Consider the following 17735-nt stretch of genomic DNA (forward strand, 5'->3'; position numbering starts at 1 on the left):
AAGGACATCATGTCTTCCACCAAAGCACCCCAGAGGGAGGTCTTCGCCACCCGCGGCGCGTTCATCTTCGCAGCCATCGGCTCGGCAGTCGGCCTCGGAAACATCTGGCGCTTCCCCTACATCACATACGACAACGGCGGCGGCGCCTTCATCATCCCCTACCTCGTCGCACTGCTGACAGCCGGCATTCCGCTGCTGTTCTTCGACTACGCAATGGGCCACCGATCCCGCGGCTCCGCGCCCCTGGCATTCCGGATGGCGTCGAAGGTCGCCGAGCCCATCGGCTGGTTCCAGACCGGTGTGGCCTTCTTCATCGGCATCTACTATGCAGCGATCATCGGCTGGGCCGGCTGCTATATGTTCTTCTCGCTCAATCAGGCGTGGGGCGATGACGCAACCGGGTTCTTCACCGAGACGTTCCTCCATGCGGCCGACCCGGGCATCTCGTTCGAGTTCGTCCCCGGCATCCTGATCCCGATCATCCTCGTGTGGATCGCCACGCTGGGAATCCTCCTGGCGGGTGTGCAGAACGGCATCGCGCGGTTCTCGAAGATCTTCATCCCGCTGCTGGTCGTCCTGTTCCTCGCGCTCGTCGTGCGGGCACTGTTCCTGCCGGGTGCCTTCGACGGCATCAACGCCCTGTTCACCCCGGACTTCGCGGCGCTGACAGATCCGGCAGTATGGATCGCGGCCTACGGGCAGATCTTCTTCTCCCTGTCGATCGCCTTCGGCATCATGATCACCTACGCCTCCTACCTGAAGCGCAAGACGAACCTGACCGGCGCCGGCCTCGTCGTCGGCTTCTCGAACTCCGCGTTCGAGATCCTCGCCGGAATCGGCGTCTTCGCTGCACTCGGCTTCATGGCCGCAGCCCAGGGCACGCAGGTCTCCGAGGTCGCCGACAGCGGCATCGGACTCGCGTTCATGGCGTTCCCGACACTGATCTCGGAGATGCCCGGAGGTGCACTGTTCGGCTTCGCCTTCTTCGCCTGCCTCGTGTTCGCGGGTCTGACGTCGATCATCTCGATCGTGCAGGTCCCGATCCAGGCAGTGCGAGAGAAGTTCGGCCTCGGCGACAAGGCGTCGACCTGGCTCGTCGGTGGAATCATGGCGGTCATCTCTATCCTGCTCATGCCCACCGTCACCGGCCTCTACGTCCTCGACACGATCGATGCCTGGGCCAACAACATCGGCATCGTCGGCGGTGCCGTCGTCGCGCTCATCTCCATCGGCTGGATCGCCCGCAGGCTGCCTGTGCTGCGGGATCACCTCAACGCGATCTCGAGCTTCAAGGTGGGCTGGTTCTGGATGATCATCCTCGGCGGTCTCACGACCATCGTGCTCATCTACATGCTCATCACGCAGATCATCACCTACTCGACCGAGGGCTATGAAGAGTATCCAGCCGTTCTCACAGGCACCTTCGGTTGGGGCATGATCGGACTGCTGATCATCGCCTCGATCATCCTGACCCTGATCAAATGGCCCCAGAAGACACTCGATGCCGCCGAAGAAGCCGTCGCTGATTCCGTGGCCGAAGAGAATCGCAGAAACATCACTCACGGAGGAGAAAACTGATGGGCACCTCAGCAATCGTCATGATGGTCATCGCCATGGTCACCGTGTGGGGCGGCCTCATCGCCGCGATCATGCACTTGCGCAAACACCCGGACGAGGAGTGAGCACCGCCGAAAGGCAGTGATCTCACACTGACGATCCGATAGCTCGGAGGCGGTTCGACACCTGGTGAAAGGAGTCGAGCCGCCTCCTTTGCTCTGCCTGCCTGCTGACCTGAATTCTCATTCGGTGAGCACATTGGTCGTGAGCGCCATGCCTGGTTAGGGTGGGGGCTGTACGAACTCATCGTCGGGCGAACTCAGCCGTTGACAACGCATTGAGCACACCGCCCAGAGCACTAGGAGACGCAATGCCACAGACTGTCAAAGGTGTCATCTCCCGCAGCAAGGGGGCGCCGGTCGAACTCACCGACATCGTCATCCCCGATCCGGGTCCAGGCGAGGTCATCGTCGATGTGAAGTCGTGCGGCGTCTGCCACACGGACTTCCACTATCGCGAGGGCGGAATCAGCGACGACTACCCGTTCCTGCTCGGCCACGAATCAGCCGGCACGGTCTCAGAGATCGGTGAAGGCGTCACCGACGTCGAGGTGGGCGACTTCGTCATCCTCAACTGGCGTGCGATCTGCGGCGAGTGCCGGGCCTGCAAGCGCGGGGAACCCTGGTACTGCTTCGACACACACAATGCCTCCCAGAAGATGACGCTGCCCGACGGCACCGAGCTCGAAGCCGCTCTGGGCATCGGCTCCTTCGCAGAGAAGACCCTGGTCGCGGCCGGACAGTGCACGAAGGTCCCCGAAGCCGACCCCGCTGTCGTGGGTCTGCTGGGCTGCGGCGTCATGGCCGGAATCGGTGCCGCCATCAACACGGGAGAGGTCACCCGCGGCAAGTCCGTGGCCGTCATCGGCTGCGGCGGCGTTGGCTGCTCAGCCATCGCCGGTTCCGCGCTGGCCGGTGCCGGCACGATCATCGCCCTCGACCTCGATGACACGAAGCTCGAGTGGGCCAAGGATCTCGGTGCCACGCACACGGTCAACACCCGCGGCAAGAGCGAGGACGAGGTCGTTCAGGCGATCCAGGAACTCACCGGCGGCTTCGGCGTCGATGTCGCCATCGACGCCGTCGGTCGTCCCGAAACCTGGCGTCAGGCCTTCTACGGTCGCGATCTCGCGGGCACCGTGGTGCTCGTGGGCGTGCCGACTCCGGAGATGGAGCTCAGCGTGCCGCTGCTCGACGTCTTCGGCCGAGGCGGACGCCTGAAGTCCTCCTGGTACGGTGACTGCCTGCCGGAGCGGGACTTCCCGATGCTCGTCGACCTCTATCAGCAGGGCCGTGTGCCCTTGGAGAAGTTCGTGTCCGAGCGCATCGGACTCGGCGACGTGGAGGAGGCCTTCGAGAAGATGAGCCAAGGCAAGGTACTGCGATCGGTGGTGGAACTCTGATGACGGCAATCGAGCATCTGGTCACATCCGGAACGTTCTCGCTCGACGGCGGAACCTGGGATGTCGACAACAACGTCTGGATCATCGGCGACGACTCCGAAGTCATCGTCATCGACCCCGCGCATGACGTCAATGCCATCGCGGAGAAGGTCGGGGCGCGTGAGGTCAAAGCGATCCTGCTGACCCACGGTCACGACGACCATGTGGGAGTCGTGCGCGACTTCGCACATCGCGTGGGCAACCCGCCCGTCCACCTCAATCCCGAGGACCATATCCTCTGGGACATGACCTACGAGGGCTACCGGCCCGATGCGGAGATCTCCGACGGCGACACCTGGCACGTCGCCGGGGTCAGGATCAAGGCACTGCACACGCCGGGCCACTCCCCCGGTTCGACCTGCTTCTTCATCGAAACAGGACTGCCGATCCCAGCCTCGGCCGGTGCCGGCAGTGCCGTCGGGCCTGTCCTCTTCTCCGGGGACACACTGTTCAACGGCGGTCCGGGAGCCACCGGACGTTCCCATTCGAGCTTCGACACGATCATCGCCTCGATCAGGGACGTCCTGTTCAAGCTCCCCGACGCCACCATCGTCCTCACCGGACATGGTGAGCCGACCTCGATCGGCGCCGAAGCGCCGTCGTTGGACGATTGGATCAAACGCGGAGAGTGAGAGCCGCACACCAGTGAGAGTCGGAAACCTCTGACTCGCCGAGGTGGCGCCTGAGTTTCCCGGTTGAAGATGCCGTGGTCGCAGATCTGCGACCACGGCATCTCTTCGTTTGGGGTCGGAGGTTAGAATCATCTGGTGCCTGAATCTCAATCACCGCTGCCGCCCGAACCCGCAGATGCATCATCAGCTGCACCGACGCCTGATGTTGCGGGAGGCGGAGCCGGCCTCAAAGTCGGAATGAAGCCGCGCCACCTTGTCATGATGAGCCTCGGATCAGCGATCGGAGCTGGCCTCTTCGTCGGCTCCGGTGCCGGCGTCCAGGCCGCAGGACCAGCCGTCCTCATCTCCTATGTGGTCGCCGGACTCATCGTCATCTTCGTCATGCGCGCCCTCGGCGAGCTGGTGGCCGCTGATCCGAATCCGGGAGCCTTCTCCCACTACGCGGGCCGTGCCATGGGCCCTGCCGCCGCATTCGCCGTCGGCGCACTGTGGTGGGTCCAACTCTGCCTCGTCGTCGCAGCCGAGGCCACGGCCGCAGCCCAGATTGCGGCCAGCTATGTGCCGTCGATTCCGCAATGGGTCATCGCACTGGCCATCATGGTCATCTTCACCGCGATCAACCTCACCACCTCGGGCAGCTTCGGGGAGTTCGAGTTCTGGTTCTCCCTCATCAAGGTCGCCTTCGTCGCACTGTTCCTCGTCCTCGGGGCCGCGTACCTCTTCGGCTGGACTCCGGCAGAACCACCGACAGCGGTCTTCTCCGACGGCTTCATGCCCATGGGTCTCCCAGGAGTCGCGGCCGGGCTCCTCGTCGTGGCCTTCGCCTTCGGCGGCATCGAGATCGTGGCAGTCGCCGCGGCCGAAACCGCGAACCCGCGCCGCAGCGTGACTCAGGCGATCAAGACCATCGTGTGGCGCATCCTGTTCCTCTACATCGGTTCCGTAGCGATCATCGTCTTGGTCCTCGACTGGAAGGACGAGCGGCTGAGTGAGTCGCCGTTCGTCGCCGTCCTCGATACCGCGGGGCTTCCCTTCTTCGCTTCCCTCCTGGCAGCGGTCATCGTCATCGCGTTGCTGTCGTCGATGAACGCGAATATCTACGGCGCCTCCAGAATGGCCTTCTCCATGTCCGAGCGGAAGATGCTGCCGGCAGGTCTGAGCCGCACGACCAAACGCGGCGTTCCGATGGTTGCGGTGCTGGCCACCTCGGCGTTCGGGTTCGTGGCAGTGGGATTGAACTACTTCTGGGCCGCCGAGGTCCTCGGGGTGCTGCTCAACATCGTGGGGTCCACGCTCATCGTCACCTGGGTCGCGACCCTGGTCTCCCAGATCATCATCCGCCGCCGTGCCGAGGCCGCAGGCAAGGAGCTGCCGTTGAAGATGTGGTTCTTCCCCTGGCTGTCCTATGCGACGTTGGCAGGCATCGCCGTGATCATCATCCTCGGTCTGACCGTGGAGTCCGTGCGCATCCAGATCATCGGCACCCTGGTCTTCACCGCAGCGCTCTACGGCATCGGCTACCTGGTCACGCGCAAGCGCAGGGCCTGAGCCAGTTCGCCCAGAGCGGGAGCTGCGTCCCGGTTGGGGTTTCGCTGCGAGTCTCGTCGTGCTGCACGTCGGGCCATCTGACCGGCCCACCCGTTGAGCATGTCGAGGGTCTGCCCCTCATGGCGGGCGAAATGTCGGCCCGCATACTCGCCGACGTCGATGGGTACGAACAGCTCCAGTGCGTCGAGGACGAGCCCGGCTCCTCGTGCCGACATCGGTATCCGCACACCGGTGACGGCATGTACGGCCTCGGCGGATGCCTGAGTGGGCCTCCGCAGGTGCGTTCTCAGCGCAGTCCAACTGCCCTCGCGCACACTCAGTTCCGCGACGTAGGGAATGAATACTGCCGGTGGAGCGGAGAGCAGAGCGGCCGGAACAGCCACGATGAGGCCTCCACCGAGTTCACGCCGTAGGCGCCGCACGGCGTCCCGACAGCCGCTGGCCATGAACACGGGCATCGCGGGCGGCTGCCAGTAGCGGACGTTGCGGCCAGTTGTCCTCTCCGACAGGAGTGCTGGCGAGAAGACGAGGATCTCGGAATCCGGGAACATCGACACTGCGATATCTCGGTCCCCGTCGACCTGGCTGGTGATCGCAATGATGCTCGGCCGAATCCCGGAAATAGAGGCTGCAACCGGCTCGTCGAGGTCCCCTGGCCGTGTGGTCAGTACGACAAGATCCCACGAACTTGAACTCACCGTGGCCCAATCGACCACGGAGACCCGGCGCACGGTCTCTCGCCCATTGGAGCCCACTCGTCGTGGGTATGCGGCCTCTCGCAAGCGGACAGTGTCTCGCGTTGGTGCGGAACTTTGCGGGCGCACAGTGTCTTGCAGGCGCACAGTGTCTGGCGAGTTCAGAGCCTCAGAACCCGGGTTCGCCGAACGTGAGACCACAACCGTCTCGTGGCGTCTGCCGAACAGTGCTGCGGCTGCGGCGCCGATCGCCCCGGCACCCTGGAACACGACCTTCATGCCGTGCTCACCGCTGAGTCGGTGCCGGTGCTGGTGTCGCGGTCGGTGCCGGCTCGGATGTCGCAGCCTCGCCGCTTGCAGCTGGGTAGACGAGAGCGTTCGCGATCGCCGCGACTCCTTCGCCCCTGCCGGTCAGTCCGAGCGCATCGGTCGTTGTTCCTGACACTGACACCTCGGCGCCGGCTGCCGCAGATAGTGCTCGTTGAGCGTCGTCGCGCCTGGTGCCGATCTTCGGGCGGTTGCCGATGACTTGGACTGAGATATTGCCGATCTCGAAGCCCGCCGCGCGGACCTGGCGTGCAGCCTCGGCGAGGAGGGTGGCCCCGGAAGCGCCGGCGAATTCGGGTCGATCGACACCGAAATGCAGTCCCAGATCACCGATCCCCGCAGCGGAGAACAGAGCATCACAGCACGCATGAGCGGCGACATCGGAATCGGAGTGCCCCTCGAGCCCGCGTTCTCCGGGCCAATGCAGCCCCGCGACCCAGAGTTCACGCGCGGGATCCTCGGAGTAGGCGTGCACGTCCACACCGATACCGGTACGCGGAATCACCACTGTCATCGTCGCTCTCCTTGTTCGCTCTCTGCCTTGTCCGATGCCTCGCTCGCCGCGCTCATCGTGTCGTCTCGACCTGCCACCTCGGCACTCCGCTTGGTTTCCTCAGCGTCTCGCATCGTCGCGATGTGCTCACCAAGTACAAGATCGAGCGGATACGTGATCTTCAAGGCCTCTTCGTCTCCGTCAACAGCAACGACATCGACGCCGAGGCGCTCGACGAGTCCCGCATCATCGGTCGCGGCGACAGCCCCGGGCCCCGAGGAGGCGAGATCCTCTTCGTATTTGTCATGTGCACGGCGCAGGGTGCTTGCAGTGAAACCCTGCGGCGTTTGGACCCGGCGCAAGCGCGAACGATCAAGATCGCCGTGGAGGACCTCAACAGTCGGTAACTCCTGGTCGCTCTCGGCACTGGATTCGACCACAAGTTGCCGACCGTTTGCCTCTGGCCGCGGTTCAGGCGCCGAGGGTCCGTCGTTCACGGCGGTACCGCGATCCGACTTCACCGCGGGTCGAGTCTCGGCGCGGCGAACGGTGTCGGTCATCGGCAGGACCGGGACGACCGCCTCGGCGCCGGCACGGACTGCTGCGACCACGCGTCGGAAGACCTCAGGCGGGGTCAACGCGCGGGCTGCATCGTGGACGAGAACGACGTCTGCGGCACCAGCGGATTTCAAGGCTAATTGCACAGATTCGATTCGATCATTTCCACCTGCTACAACTGTGATTGAAATGTCGGAATGATCAGTTCCGGAATCCGTCAGCGTCGATTCTGCAATTGAATCGATTTCACTGCGAGCACGCATTAAAAACTCCTCGGGAGCAGCGACCACAATTGTGGAAGCAACTCCCGAGGAGATGATCGTCTCAAGACTGCGAGCCAGAAGGCTCTTCCCGTTCAGCCGAACGAGGGCCTTCGGGTCTGCACTGCCCAAGCGCGATCCCGACCCTGCGGCCGGAACGATGACGCAGGTACTCAGGACGCGAGCACTTCGTCCAGAATGGCCTCGGCCTCGGATTCCTCTTTCTTCTCGGCCAATGCGAGTTCGGAAACGAGGATCTGCCGAGCCTTGGACAACATGCGCTTCTCACCAGTCGACAGGCCGCGGTCCTGCTCGCGACGCCACAGGTCACGAACGACTTCGGCAACCTTGATCACGTCACCGGACTGCAGCTTCTCAAGATTCGCCTTGTAGCGACGAGACCAGTTGGTGGGCTCCTCAACGAATTCGGCGCGGAGGACGTTGAAGACCTTCTCGACACCTTCTTCACCGACGACATCTCGCACGCCGACGAGATCGCAGTTTTCCGCGGGAACCTCGATGACTAGATCACCATGGGCGACCTGGAGCTTGAGGTACAGTTTCTCCTCACCTTTGATGGTTCGTTTTTTGATATCTTGGATTGTCGCTGCACCGTGATGTGGATAGACAACTGTGTCGCCGACCTCGAAACTCATATTCTCTTCAAACCCCTTTCGCGGACCTCCAGTTTACCATGAGGCGCGCCACAGAAATCGTTCAGGGTAGGGAATCTTCATGCTAGGCTCCGCTGCGCGTCGTCACGTCCAGCACCTCATCACGGGCAATGCTGAGAACTCAGGGCTGAAACTATTTCACCTGGGCTGGGCACTGTCATCCTCCAGGTCCGCACTCCCCCACTCGATCTCACCCGCTCGATCTCCGTTGTCTCCCGCTCGATCTCGCTCGGAGGCATTCCGGGTTCTACGGCCGGTCAAAAACCGGGTAGTATACAGATTGATCTTGTATTGCCACTTCAAGGAGCAAAATGAAACGGCACAACCGCGCGGCACTCGCAGTTGCCGCACTCGCTCTCATCATTCCCGTCAGCGGATGTGCAAGCATGCTGTCACCTCACCAGACTGCCGAGTATCACTACAACGCCGGTGACGGTGCGTGGGGTTCGGTCGGAGACGTCGAGGTGCGCGGAATGATGCTCATCATGGACGAGTCCGGCGAGGGCCCGGCCCAGCTGTTCTACACGCTCATCAACAAGGGCGATTCGACTGCTTCGGTGTCCCTGGAAGTCGGCGAGAAGACGCAGAAGGAGTCGGTCAAGGCCGGCGAGACCTACGTTCAGGACCCAGAGAGCTCGGCGGCGACGTCAACGAAGCCGGTCATTGTGGACGGCCTCAAGGCCAAGCCCGGCGATCTGGCCGATGTCACCGTCAAGGTCGGCGACGATGAGAAGACGATCCGGACCCAGGTCCTGTCGAACTCCTTGCCGCAGTACGAAGAGTACGTTCCCAGCGAAAAGCCCTCGGAATCACCCAGCGAGGATGCGTCCCAGCCCAGTGGCGATGCATCTCAGTCCGGTGAACAGGGCGAGTCTGCAGTTGGAGTCAACGGCTGAGCACAGCCGCACGAGAGCTGAGTACAAGAAAAGGAGCCGCCCATGTGGGCGGCTCCTTTCTTGTCTGTCGGGTGGAGTCTGCGGGTGATCAGGCTTCGAACTTGTAGCCGAGCCCACGCACCGTGGTGAGCAGGCGCGGTTCCGAAGGGTTCTGCTCGACCTTGGCGCGCAGGCGCTTGACGTGAACATCGAGGGTCTTCGTGTCCCCCACGTAGTCCTCTCCCCAGATCCGATCGATGAGCTGACCACGCGTCATCACTCGACCCGAGTTGCGGATGAGGATCTCGAGGAGTTCGAACTCCTTGAGCGGCATCGAGAGCTCTTCGCCGCGAACGCTCACGACGTGGCGTTCGACGTCGATGCGGACTCCCCCGGCCTCGAGCACCGACTCGTCGTCGAAGCCCTCCGACTCGACATTGCGTCGCAGCACCGCACGGACCCTGGCCAGCAGTTCACGTGAGGAGTACGGCTTGGTCACGTAGTCGTCGGCGCCGAGCTCGAGTCCCACCACCTTGTCGATCTCCGAGTCTTTGGCGGTGAGCATGATGATCGGCACACTGGACTTCACGCGCAGTTCTCGGCACACCTCGGTGCCGGAGACTCCCGGCAGCATGAGGTCGAGCAGGACGAGGTCGGCACCGTTGCGGTCGAACTCTGCAAGAGCCTTCAAACCGTCATCGGCAACAGTCACCTCATAACCTTCTTTACCGAGCAGGTACGAGAGTGGGTCCGAGAACGAATCTTCGTCCTCGACAAGCAGAATTCGAGTCACGTCTTGAGCTTCCTTTGTTCGCTTCCGGTTTTCAGAACCTGGGTTGTCTCATTCTCCACTGTGCTGACACCCTTGTCACCGTCAACGTCATTGTCACCGTCTTTTTCAGCGTCTTCGTCAACGTCTCTGTTGCCGTGAGCGTCGTGTTCGGTGACGTCATCGGCTCCAGCAGCGCTGCCAGCTCCGGCTTCCGCCTGTGCCGAGTGTTCGAGGAGGACCCCATCCGGCGCCGAGGAGGATGCTTCGTCGTCGGTGACCGTCCCTGCCAGCGGCAGCACGATCGTAAACGTCGAGCCCTTGCCGAGTCGGCTCCAGACCTTCACCTCGCCGCCGTGAGTGGCGATGATGTGCTTGACGATGCTCAGCCCCAAACCGGTGCCGCCGGTGATGCGCGAACGTGCCGGATCGACGCGGTAGAACCGTTCGAAGACTCGCTCCGTGTCCTGGGTGGAGAGCCCGATGCCCTGGTCGGTCACGGAGATCTCAACGCGTTCGTCGACGAGTTCGACCCCGACTCCGATGCGGGTCCCGTCGGGTGAGTAGTTGATGGCATTGTCGATGAGGTTGCGCACCGCATTGACGAGAAGTTCGTAGTTGCCTTCGATGAGCATCCGGCCAGGAGGCGAGACCTCGATGTGGATGTTCTTGCCTTCGGCGCGCGTGCGGGCACGGTCAGCGGCATCATCGACCACCTCGGCGGCGGAGATCTTCTCCGTCGCAGACGGGGCCGTGTGGTCCTGCACCCGGGAGAGGTCGATGATCTCCTGCACCAGCTGGGTCAGGCGCTTCGACTCGCGCTGCATGCGTCCGCCGAAGCGTTCGACAGCCTGCGGGTCATCGGAGAAGTCGGTGACCGCCTCGGCCAGGAGCGCCATAGCACCGATGGGGGTCTTGAGCTCGTGGGAGACGTTGGCGACGAAGTCACGGCGAACGGCATCGACGCGCTTGGACTCGGTCTGGTCGTCGCAGAGGACGAGTACGAAGTTCGTGCCCAAGGGGGCCACTCGAGCGTGGAGGAAGCGCAGGACCGAGTCCGTCTGCTCACGTTTCTGTTCGAGTTCGATCTCTTCGATGAGGCCACGGGAGCGCACACGTTCAACCATCCGCAGCATCTCAGGGGAGGCGAGGGAATGCCCTCTGACCAGACCGAAAGTATAGGCGGCCGGGGAGGCTTTGACGACGTCGTCTCCGGCGTCGAGGACGATCGCGGCCGAGGGAAGCACGGCCAGAACCTCGGCGATGCCCTCCGGCAGGTCATCCTCTGAATGCAGATCGGCAGCATCACGGGAGCGTTCGCTGAAACGAAACGCCAGAATTCCCGCTATGCCAAGTCCCAGACCGACGATGCCGGTCAGGACCGCTACGATCAAGAGGTCCACGTCATCAAGCTTATGCGCAGTCTGCTTCACGGGTGCACCGAATCGGCCCCAGAGCGCCGCTTTTGCCGAGGAATTCACCTACACGCCAGACAACGTTCACCCAATCGTGTCAAGCTGGCACAGTGTGCCTGTCCTGACCGGACAGCTGTCCGCCCCGGGACACCATGAGGCACGTCAGCCTCACCAGAGATCCACGAGATTAAGGAACCGTTGTCAATGCGCGAAGTCTTCAGAAATGAGCTGGACGACCTGGCCACGCAGCTGGTCGACATGTCCATCAAGGTACACGAGGCGATGCGCCTGGCGAACCAGGCCCTGCGCAGCAACGACCTGGAGCTGGCCGAAAAGGTCATCGAAGCCGACGCCGTCATCGACCACATGCAGTACGCCCTCGACCAGCAGGCCGCTGAGATGCTGGCCCTGCAGGCACCCGTCGCCGCTGACCTGCGCGCGGTCATCGGCTCCCTGCGGATGTCCGCCTCCCTCGAGCGCATGGGCGACCTGGCTCGCCACATCGCCCAGCAGGTGCGCATCCGCTACCCCGAGTCCGCGATCCCCGATCACTTCTCCGACACGTTCACCCGGATGGGCGAATCAGGAGAGAAGATCGCCGAGGCGACCGAGAACCTGCTGTCGAACCCCGGCCTGACAGCCGTGCCCACGATCAACGCGATCGACGAAGAGCTCGACGAACTGCACCTGAGCATCTTCGCCAAGCTCGCCGAGGCACCTGCCGGTTCGCTGGCGCCTCGTCACATCGCCGACGTGACCCTGCTCTCGCGCTACTACGAGCGCTTCGGTGACCACGCGGTGTCCGTGTCCCAGAAGGTCGAATACCTGCTCACCGGCAACTGGGAACCGTACCTGTCGAAGAAGTGACATACGCCTGAAACAGGTGTGAGACATCTGAACCTGATGTGAGACTCTGCATCAGGTGTGAGACCTCGAATCAGCCCGAGGCCGACGAATGTTCGGCCTCGGGCTTTTCGCTCGCGATGACCTTCCGTGATCGCTGCTTCGATCCCGTGATGCTGCGCGCAATCGTCTTGAGCACTCCGGTTGTGACCGCGACGCCGAGGAGCAGGAGCACACCCCCGATGAGCTCGGGCACTGTGGGACGGTCGCCGAGGACGAGCCAGGCAGAGAGCACACCGACCAGCGGGACGAGCAGCGAGAACGGTGCGACCTGCGATGCCGGGAAGCGGGCGAGCAACGAATTCCAGATGACATAGCCGATGAGAGATGCGCACCCGGCGGTGTAGACGATCGAGGCCACGACACCCCAGGTCGGGTGCGCGAGGGCATGGGCCACCTCGGCGGGGCCATCGACGAGAAGCGAGAGCACGAACAGCGGAACCGGCACGACAAGTGCCGACCACACGGTCATCTGCACGCCGTTGGTCCCTTCCTTCACACCGCGGGCGATGACATTGCCGATCGCCCACGACAGGGAGGCGCCGAGGGCGACGAGGAAGGCTGCGATCGGGACCGAGGCCTGCAGGCTCAGCCCGATGACGCCCAGCCCTGAGAGGCCGATGAGGATGCCGATGATCTGACGCCGATTCGGGAACTCGCGCAGTGCGAGCGCGGCGACGAGGACGGTGAATGCCGCCTGGATCTGGATGACGATCGAGGTCAGACCGGCCGGGAGACCGAGGAACATCGATGTGTAGAGCAGACCGAACTGGCCCGCGGACATGAACACCCCGATGAGCAGGATGCGGCGGAAGTCCCCGCGTGGGAACTTCACGAAGAAGATCGCCGGGAACACCACGAGGGTGAAGCGAGCGGCGACGAGGAGCAGCGGCGGCCAGTCCCGCAGCCCGAAGTCGATGAAGATGAAGTTGACGCCCCAGAGGACGACGACGAGCAGGGCGAGCATGTAGTGGACGGGACGCATGCTTCAAGGATCCCAGCCACTGCATCAAATTTCCATTGAATATAAATGCGCGGTTTCGTTAAAATAATTTGATGATCGACACTCTCGCTCTGCGCACGCTCGTTGCTCTCGACTCGGCCGGATCCGTCACGGCGACTGCCGACGCGCTCGGCTACACCTCGGCGGCCATCAGCCATCAGCTGCAGAAGCTCTCGCGCTACCTCGGGGCACCGGTGACCGAGCGCACCGGACGTGGGATCGCACTGACCCCGATGGGTCGTGAGCTCAGCCGTCGCGGTGCCGAGCTGCTCCAGGATCTCGAAAGCCTCGAGACCGACGCCAGGGCACGGTCGGGCGAACCTCGGGGTCGAATCACGGTGGGCGGATTCTCGACCGGCATCCGCGGGGTGCTGGTGCCGTCCCTGCCGCTGCTCAAGGACACCGCGCCGGAGCTGACGATCACCAACATCGAGGAAGAGCCCGATGAGCTCATCGACATGGTCACGGCCGGTCGGATCGACGCCTCACTCATCTTCGACTGGCGGGAGGCGCCTCCCCAGCTGCCTTCGACGCTCAAATCCGAGCTCATCACGGTCGACCGGGCCGACATCGTCATGCACCGTGACCACCATCTGGCCTCACGTGATCGGGTGAGTCGCCAGGACCTCCTCGGCGAGGTATTCGTCTCGGCACCGCGCAACGGCGTGTGCCACCGCTGGCTCACCGCACTCTTCGACCCGCTCAACACCGAACCGCGGATCGAGTACTGGGCGATGGAGTACGACACCCAGATCGAGTTCGTCCGGGCCGTCGGGGCGCTTGCGCTGGTGCCGCGGCTGGGTCGACCGCATCTGCCCGACGACGTCACCGTCGTCGAGCTCGATGATCCGAGCATCGCCCGTTGGATCTACCTCGTCTGGCGGGCCTCGATGAGCGCCTCCCCGGCGATCGCCCTCCTCCTTGAGCAGATGAGGGCGGTCGCCGAGGTGGCGGCCGGCGAGGTTGCGGCCGGCGAAGTCGCGTAAGTGAGGGCCTGAGCCTCAGCGGCCCTGGTTGGCGACCTGACCGATCGCGGCCTCGGCGGCAGCGGAATCGAGGTAGGTGCCGCCGGGCTTGACCGGGGTGAAGTCCTCAGTCAGCTCGTAGTGCAGCGGGATTCCGGTGGGAATGTTGAGGCCGGTGATATCGGCATCGGAGATCCCGTCGAGGTGCTTGACGAGGGCACGCAGCGAATTGCCGTGGGCGACGACGAGCACGGTGCGTCCGACGGTGAGTTCGGGGACGAGCCGGTCGTACCAGTAGGGCAGGAGCCGATCGATGACATCGGCCAGGCACTCCGTACGAGGCAGGGAATCGCCGAGGTTGGCGTAGCGGGGATCTCCGGCCTGTGAGAATTCGGAGGCATCGCCGAGAGCTGGCGGCGGGGTGTCGAAGGAGCGGCGCCAGGTCATGAACTGCTCCTCGCCGAACTCCTCGCGAATCTCCTTCTTGTTCTTGCCCTGCAGCGCACCATAGTGGCGTTCGTTCAGCCGCCAGCTGCGATGGACGTCGAGCCAGGACAGGTCGGCGGCCTCGAGCGCCAGGTTCGAGGTGAGGATGGCCCGCTTGAGACGGGAGGTGTACACGACGTCAGGGATGAGCTCGGCCTCGCGCAGGAGCTCTCCGGCGCGCTGGCCCTCTGCGCGGCCCTTGTCGGTCAGGGTCACATCGACCCAACCGGTGAACAGATTCTTCTGGTTCCATTCGCTCTCGCCGTGGCGCAGCAGGATGAGGTTATGCGTCATGGCACCATTTTTGCACGACCGCACACGCGAGCACAGACGCGCCCACGGAATGAGCCTGCGGACGGGTCCTTGGGTGAGCCTGCGGGTGAGTCCTGGGTAGGCCCGCATGAGCCCTCGAGACGCTTCTCACTATTCGGCACACCGTCTTGCATCCCGAAATGCACGGCTAGCCTGAGCTCATGTCCGACTCATCCACGCCGCCAGCAGGGTCACCGCAGACCCCGAACCCGCACTCACACTCCGGGCAGACATCGCCGTCTCCCGCCCAGCAGCCGAAAGCTGATCGCAGTTCGATCATCGCCGTCACAGCGCTGCCGGTCCTCGTCGTCATCGCGGGAGTCCTCGGATTCCTCACCCCCGACACGTTCACGCCCCTGGCACCCACCATCACGTGGAGCCTCGGCGTCGTCATGTTCTTCATGGGGCTGACCCTGACCCTGCCGGACTTCGCCCGCATCGCCAAGAAACCGTGGATCGCCGCCCTCGGCGTCGTCACGCAGTTCATCGCCATGCCACTGCTCGGCCTCCTCGTCGTCACCCTGTTCAACCTTCCGGCCGAGATCGCCGTCGGCGTCATCCTCGTCGGCTGTGCACCCGGCGGCACTGCATCGAACGTGGTGACCTATCTGGCCAAGGGCGACACCGCACTGTCCGTGTCGATCACGACGCTCTCAACCCTGCTCGCTCCGGTGCTGACTCCCCTGCTGACCCTGTGGCTGGCCGGCTCCTATATGGATGTGCCCTTCTGGTCGATGCTCGTCTCGATCTGCCAGACAGTTCTCGTGCCCGTCATCGTCGGCGTCCTAGTGCGGGTCGTGGCCTCGAAGCTCGTCGATAAGATCTCACCCGTGCTGCCGTGGCTGGCATCGGTCGCCGTCGCCTACATCGTCGCCATCGTCGTCGCCGGATCCGCCGATTCCATCGCCTCGGCCGGACTCCTCGTCCTCCTCGCCGTCATCACCCACAACGTTCTGGGACTGGGCATCGGCTACGGTGTCGCGGCCGCCTGCCGCCTCGATACACCGACCAGACGCGCCCTGTCCTTCGAGGTCGGCCTGCAGAACTCCGGTCTCGCCTCGACCCTGGCCACCACGTACTTCTCCCCCTTGGCCGCACTCCCCGGAGCCGTGTTCAGCGTCTGGCACAACGTCTCCGGCGCACTCCTGGCCTCGCTGTTCGCACGTCGGCCCTACTCCAAACCGCCGCGTGAGCAGCTCGCTCAGGACGCTCGCGCACAAGAGTCAGTGCGATGACCGAGTCTGCGACTCCGGCGGGCTTCTCCGCTTTCGTCGAGGAGACGATCTCCCTCGCGGACAGGAAGTTCCTGGTTCGTCGCGCGACCGAAACAGACGTGCCACAGTTGGTGTCTCTGCTTCGCGATGACGCTCTCGGAGCCGGTCGCGAGGGGTCGGGGTCCAATGAGGCTGCCGGCTACCAGCACGCCTTCGGTCTCATCGACTCCGACCCCAATCAGCTTCTGGTCGCAGTCGACGAGGTCACCGACAGTTCCGAGGTCACCGACAGCGCCGACAGTGCCGCGGAACCTCGCGCGGACGGACAGTCACAGCCTTCGCGAACGGCGTCGACTGCTCTCGTGGGCACTCTGCAGCTGACCTTGATCCCGAGCCTGTCACGGCGAGGTTCGACACGGCTGCAGATCGAAGCAGTGAGGATCGGCCCGGCCGCGCAGGGGCTTGGTCTGGGCACTGCCGTCTTCGACTGGGCCCATGACTGCGGACGTCGATTCGGGGCCTCGCTGGCTCAGCTGACGACCGACAAATCGCGTGCGGATGCGCAGCGGTTCTATGCTCGTCTCGGCTACGAAGCCAGTCACGAAGGACTCAAACTGGATCTGAGCTGAGGCTCACATCCACTTCACGCCGTCGACCTCGGCCTCGTGGATGCGGTGAGCGATCATCTGCGACAACAGGTCGGTGGGGATCTCACGATCGTAATAGAGCTTGATCGACCCTTTTCCGGTGTCGAAGTCGCCGAGCTGATCGGCGAAGGCCTCTTTGGTGCTGGGGGTGAACACGAAGTTCGCGTGTTTGGCATAGCCGGCGAATGCGAAGAGGATCGTGTCCAGCGAATAGGCAGGGTTCCCCCATTTGGTGCCCTCCTCCGCGGTGGGCGCAGCACTGCGGCTGAGGTCACGGAGGCGGGCCAGAAAGCCTCTCTTGTACTCATCGTCGCACCCGGCGATGTAGTCGTCGACGTTCATGTCTGCTCCAGGAATTCATTGTCGTCCCCGCTGAGGACGTCTGCGAAGGCAGCGAGATTGCGCGTCGACTCCCCGCGACTGATCCGCCATGCCCATTCCTTCTTCATTCCGGTGCGGAAGCCGATGAGCAGGAGCTCGTTGAATGAGGAGTCGGCGGTCGCCAGGATCGCTCCGAGCAGCGAGTCGAGCTCCCCCAGCAGTCGGTCCCGGGGGACACTGGCTCCCAGGTAGACGTCGCCGAGAGCATCGATGCCGAAGGACACGGGCCCCGGCTTCAGGTTCTTCATCAGCAGCCACCGGTTGAACTCCTCGGAGTTCTCGTCCGGATGACGAATGACGAACGCCTGCAGCTGCACCGTTCGCGCTGCGATCGTGATCGACACGGTCGTCTTCAGCTTCTTCTCCCCGGGCAGGACCACGGCGATCTGTGAGTCTTCAACGGCGTCGACCTCGACCTCGTTCTCGTGGGCCCATTGCCTCACCCCGGCCAAGATCGTCTCGGTGTCGTTCGTCGATTCAGTGTCGCTCGTCATCTCGTGTCCTTCCGTCTGCGACTCAA

At 63.5% G+C, this 17735-nt stretch carries 20 protein-coding genes; 10 read left to right on the plus strand and 10 right to left on the minus strand.

The window, feature by feature from the left end; all coding sequences use genetic code 11:
- Positions 1-9 precede the first annotated feature (9 nt).
- The 5 genes from PGC08_RS16400 to PGC08_RS16420 all read left to right on the plus strand — a co-directional run bounded on the left by PGC08_RS16400 (position 10) and on the right by PGC08_RS16420 (position 5238).
- Complete coding sequence (locus PGC08_RS16400) at positions 10-1578, plus strand: sodium-dependent transporter (protein ID WP_271708905.1); 1569 nt, start codon at positions 10-12, stop codon at positions 1576-1578.
- Positions 1578-1682 carry a methionine/alanine import family NSS transporter small subunit gene (locus PGC08_RS16405; RefSeq protein WP_009884457.1) on the plus strand — a complete coding sequence of 35 codons (105 nt, stop codon included), beginning with the start codon at positions 1578-1580 and terminating at the stop codon, positions 1680-1682. The genes PGC08_RS16400 and PGC08_RS16405 overlap by 1 nt, the downstream gene beginning before the upstream one ends.
- 245 nt (positions 1683-1927) lie before the next feature.
- Positions 1928-3019: an S-(hydroxymethyl)mycothiol dehydrogenase gene (locus PGC08_RS16410; protein ID WP_096168188.1), complete on the plus strand. Its 1092-nt coding sequence runs from the start codon at positions 1928-1930 to the stop codon at positions 3017-3019.
- The gene (locus PGC08_RS16415) at positions 3019-3690 is read left to right on the plus strand and encodes an MBL fold metallo-hydrolase (protein ID WP_069600874.1); all 672 of its coding nucleotides are present in this window, start codon (positions 3019-3021) and stop codon (positions 3688-3690) included. Before PGC08_RS16410 ends, PGC08_RS16415 begins: the two co-directional genes overlap by 1 nt.
- A 237-nt stretch (positions 3691-3927) precedes the next feature.
- Complete coding sequence (locus PGC08_RS16420; RefSeq protein WP_096157555.1) at positions 3928-5238, plus strand: amino acid permease; 1311 nt, start codon at positions 3928-3930, stop codon at positions 5236-5238.
- On the opposite strand, the gene PGC08_RS16425 is transcribed toward PGC08_RS16420, so the two are convergent.
- From PGC08_RS16425 to PGC08_RS16440, 4 genes are read right to left on the minus strand one after another with little or no spacing between them, the layout of a single operon-like run.
- Positions 5208-6212 (minus strand): hypothetical protein, encoded by a 1005-nt coding sequence (locus PGC08_RS16425; protein ID WP_271708906.1) that lies wholly within the window; start codon positions 6210-6212, stop codon positions 5208-5210. The genes PGC08_RS16420 and PGC08_RS16425 overlap by 31 nt on opposite strands.
- Positions 6213-6219: 7 nt before the next feature.
- Entirely contained in the window at positions 6220-6774 is a 555-nt protein-coding gene (gene ispF / locus PGC08_RS16430; RefSeq protein ID WP_271708907.1) for a 2-C-methyl-D-erythritol 2,4-cyclodiphosphate synthase, read from the minus strand.
- Positions 6771-7703, minus strand: a complete 933-nt coding sequence (locus PGC08_RS16435) for a 2-C-methyl-D-erythritol 4-phosphate cytidylyltransferase (RefSeq protein ID WP_236850508.1) — start codon at positions 7701-7703, stop codon at positions 6771-6773. Before PGC08_RS16435 ends, ispF begins: the two co-directional genes overlap by 4 nt.
- Positions 7704-7744: 41 nt before the next feature.
- A complete protein-coding gene (locus PGC08_RS16440) occupies positions 7745-8227 on the minus strand; it encodes a CarD family transcriptional regulator (protein ID WP_009883639.1) in 483 nt (160 codons plus the stop codon).
- 329 nt (positions 8228-8556) lie between these two features.
- Here PGC08_RS16440 and PGC08_RS16445 point away from each other — a divergent pair, with 329 nt between their 5' ends.
- Entirely contained in the window at positions 8557-9141 is a 585-nt protein-coding gene (locus PGC08_RS16445; RefSeq protein WP_069600878.1) for a hypothetical protein, read from the plus strand.
- 88 nt (positions 9142-9229) lie between these two features.
- Here the strand turns inward: PGC08_RS16445 and PGC08_RS16450 are convergent, their stop codons facing one another.
- Both PGC08_RS16450 and PGC08_RS16455 read right to left on the minus strand, forming a co-directional pair.
- Complete coding sequence (locus PGC08_RS16450) at positions 9230-9913, minus strand: response regulator transcription factor (RefSeq protein WP_009883641.1); 684 nt, start codon at positions 9911-9913, stop codon at positions 9230-9232.
- A complete protein-coding gene (locus PGC08_RS16455) occupies positions 9910-11292 on the minus strand; it encodes a sensor histidine kinase (protein WP_236850509.1) in 1383 nt (460 codons plus the stop codon). Before PGC08_RS16455 ends, PGC08_RS16450 begins: the two co-directional genes overlap by 4 nt.
- A 216-nt stretch (positions 11293-11508) precedes the next feature.
- Here PGC08_RS16455 and phoU point away from each other — a divergent pair, with 216 nt between their 5' ends.
- Positions 11509-12171 (plus strand): phosphate signaling complex protein PhoU, encoded by a 663-nt coding sequence (gene phoU / locus PGC08_RS16460; protein ID WP_009883643.1) that lies wholly within the window; start codon positions 11509-11511, stop codon positions 12169-12171.
- 70 nt (positions 12172-12241) lie between these two features.
- Here the strand turns inward: phoU and PGC08_RS16465 are convergent, their stop codons facing one another.
- A complete protein-coding gene (locus tag PGC08_RS16465) occupies positions 12242-13192 on the minus strand; it encodes an EamA family transporter (protein ID WP_009883644.1) in 951 nt (316 codons plus the stop codon).
- Between the two features lie 71 nt (positions 13193-13263).
- On the opposite strand from PGC08_RS16465, the gene PGC08_RS16470 reads away from it, so the two are divergent.
- On the plus strand, positions 13264-14196 hold the full coding sequence (locus PGC08_RS16470; protein WP_101556498.1) for a LysR family transcriptional regulator: 933 nt from the start codon (positions 13264-13266) through the stop codon (positions 14194-14196).
- A gap of 15 nt (positions 14197-14211) precedes the next feature.
- Here the strand turns inward: PGC08_RS16470 and PGC08_RS16475 are convergent, their stop codons facing one another.
- Positions 14212-14955: a phosphoglyceromutase gene (locus tag PGC08_RS16475; RefSeq protein ID WP_271708908.1), complete on the minus strand. Its 744-nt coding sequence runs from the start codon at positions 14953-14955 to the stop codon at positions 14212-14214.
- 179 nt (positions 14956-15134) lie between these two features.
- Here PGC08_RS16475 and PGC08_RS16480 point away from each other — a divergent pair, with 179 nt between their 5' ends.
- Complete coding sequence (locus tag PGC08_RS16480) at positions 15135-16208, plus strand: bile acid:sodium symporter family protein (protein WP_271708909.1); 1074 nt, start codon at positions 15135-15137, stop codon at positions 16206-16208.
- The gene (locus PGC08_RS16485) at positions 16205-16816 is read left to right on the plus strand and encodes a GNAT family N-acetyltransferase (RefSeq protein WP_009883648.1); all 612 of its coding nucleotides are present in this window, start codon (positions 16205-16207) and stop codon (positions 16814-16816) included. Before PGC08_RS16480 ends, PGC08_RS16485 begins: the two co-directional genes overlap by 4 nt.
- Positions 16817-16819: 3 nt before the next feature.
- On the opposite strand, the gene PGC08_RS16490 is transcribed toward PGC08_RS16485, so the two are convergent.
- The gene (locus tag PGC08_RS16490; RefSeq protein ID WP_069600882.1) at positions 16820-17176 is read right to left on the minus strand and encodes an iron chaperone; all 357 of its coding nucleotides are present in this window, start codon (positions 17174-17176) and stop codon (positions 16820-16822) included.
- Positions 17173-17709: a YbjN domain-containing protein gene (locus PGC08_RS16495; protein ID WP_009883650.1), complete on the minus strand. Its 537-nt coding sequence runs from the start codon at positions 17707-17709 to the stop codon at positions 17173-17175. The genes PGC08_RS16490 and PGC08_RS16495 overlap by 4 nt, the downstream gene beginning before the upstream one ends.
- Between the last annotated feature and the right edge of the window lie 26 nt (positions 17710-17735).

Origin of the sequence: Brevibacterium sp. BDJS002 (assembly GCF_028201555.1) — a bacterium.
Lineage (GTDB): Bacteria > Actinomycetota > Actinomycetes > Actinomycetales > Brevibacteriaceae > Brevibacterium > Brevibacterium aurantiacum.